The organism is Pseudomonadota bacterium, from assembly GCA_039193195.1.
Taxonomy (GTDB): Bacteria; Pseudomonadota; Gammaproteobacteria; order Steroidobacterales; family JBCBZW01; genus JBCBZW01.
In genome coordinates, this window is the sequence record JBCCWS010000109.1 from 1 (window position 1) to 2,090 (window position 2,090).

Sequence of the window (2,090 nt, forward strand, 5' to 3'; positions counted from 1 at the left end):
GGTGCGGCTGTCTCAGAGGACAGGCGTGTCTGGTGTGCCTCCTGTGTTGTGGATAGCAAGGTCATCGCTGACGCAGCTGTGGGCTCGCGTTTTTGTTGGACCGCTGTCGTGGTAAGTGCAGTCGAGTCCGGAGGGAACCGGGGAGCGTGGTGCTAGCCGTCGATGATTGCCTCCGTTGTTGAGGTCGATGTAAATGCTGCCGGAGTTGGCTCGCGTGCATGTGGGGCTGTCGGGTGGTAAGAGCAGTCGAGGCCGTGTGTGGTCGGTAGCCGGTGGCTGAGATGCCGTCCAACGTGTAGTAGATGGCGCGAGCTCCCATTTGTGGCGCTGGTCCAAGATGCAGCGGTAACGTGGTGTTTTCGATGTGATCCAGAGCCAAGTCGGTCGCAAGTGTCGTCGTGGTGTTGTCGGACAAAGGTGAGCTTGGCGTGTGCCGCTCAGCGCGCGGGCGTGTTACCAGGGGCGGGTTGCCAGGGCTTGGTGGCGCTAATCCGGACTGCCCATAACCCGTGACGAGCTGGACCTTGCCTCGCTCCATACCTGTCCCATCACCGCCAACGTTCGACCGCACGCGACCTACGGCGTGCGCTGGGCGAAGGCGGTGGTCGACGTGATCCTGATGGGGAGCGAGCACGTACCGCGCTAGAGGTGGATCGCGCGCTCAAATGGCATATCGTGCTGCATTTCTTGTTCTTCCGCGCCACTCGTGGTTGCGAGCGGGGTACAGCCGCTGTGCACGCACTGTTTGACGCCTGGGATCGCGGCGACTACGAGCGCCTCTTCGACACCTTCATGGCGGACGTGGCTAAAGGCGATAGGCGCGGGCCTCGACCGGCTCCCTCGTCCACGGTTGCGCACGCGTTGACGCTCGTCCGGCCCGGCGAGCTCTCGCACGCCACCCATCTCCTCACGAATTTGGGTATCGCGAATGCGCATAACCCGCCGTCGTAGCTCAGTTTGCTCGCCACCATCCGGAACGACGCAGGGCTGTTGGCGGCCTTTCGCGTGCTGCGCCCGTTCCGCCTCGCGTCGTGCTCGACCTCACCGAGACCTACCGGTCGCTGCGTCGTCATGCGGCGGTTGGTCCTGACAAGCTCATCACCGAGCACTTGTCCGTCCTTACCAACGAATTCTCGGACCCCAAGCCCCAGCAGGTCATGGGCCTGGAAAACGAGATCGAGGCCGCCTACGTTGATGGCGAGATGCCCCTCTGGTACTACGGGTACCTCGCCGGCGCTCGTTTGCTCGCTATCGTCAAGTCCCCGTCCACGTCGGCCGACTCCGCGCCGCTGGTCCGGCCTATCGCCATCGGATCGACCCGATGCCGCAGTGCTGCGTCGTGCTTCGGGCGGTCTATCAAGGATGCGGTTGCGCGACATTGTGCTCCAGTCCAGGTCGGCGTCGGCGTCTCCGGTGGCATGGACATGCTTGCGTTCGCGACGCGGTCGCTTCTTGAACAACACCCTGACTGGGCCGTCGTCAAGCTGGACGAAGCCAACGCGTTCAACCGCATCGAGCGGGCCACGGTCATTGAGCGCTGCCTTCGGCTGGTGGCGAGATCGCCCGGTTCGGGTGCTTGCTGGCAGCGTCCCTCGCGCCCGCCGGCGACCTCGTGCTTGGTGGTGAGCTGGCGCCATTCAAGTCCGCGAACGGTGGCCGCCGAGGGATGCCGTCCTTCCCTTCGGCGTACGCCGTGGCTTCCTTTCCGGAGCTGCAGGACCTTGACGCCGCTCCCGGTGTTGTGTGCGCACGCGCTTATTTCGACGACACGTTCGTGTTCGGGCCAGCGTCCCCGCTACTCTTCGACGCCATCAGCGCGTATGGCCGGACGATCGCGCTTAACCGCAATGGCTGCTTGGTGCGCGCCTAGTGTGTGGCGTACTCGGCCTCCCATAGTGCAGGGCTTGCGGATCTCCCAGGCCTGCAGCACCTGGCCAGCCAGATCGTCGTTGGTTGCCATGAGGTGCGCACGATCGCCGGCATCCCGATCGCCGATGCCGGTCTCGATGTGGTTGGGGTCCCTGTGGGCTCCCCCGACTTTTGTAGCCGCGGCGCCGCCGAGGCAGTGGACAAGATGTGCGCTCGAATCA

General features: G+C 64.3%; 2 protein-coding genes. One reads left to right on the forward strand and one right to left on the reverse strand.

Going from position 1 to position 2,090, the window contains the following annotated elements; genetic code table 11:
- The first annotated feature begins 648 nt into the window (after positions 1 to 648).
- Positions 649 to 951, forward strand: a complete 303-nt coding sequence (locus tag AAGA68_27455; GenBank protein ID MEM9388808.1) for a hypothetical protein — start codon at positions 649 to 651, stop codon at positions 949 to 951.
- 844 nt (positions 952 to 1,795) lie between these two features.
- Here the strand turns inward: AAGA68_27455 and AAGA68_27460 are convergent.
- Positions 1,796 to 2,090, reverse strand: a 295-nt coding sequence (locus AAGA68_27460) for a hypothetical protein (protein ID MEM9388809.1), incomplete at its 5' end; no start/stop codon positions are given.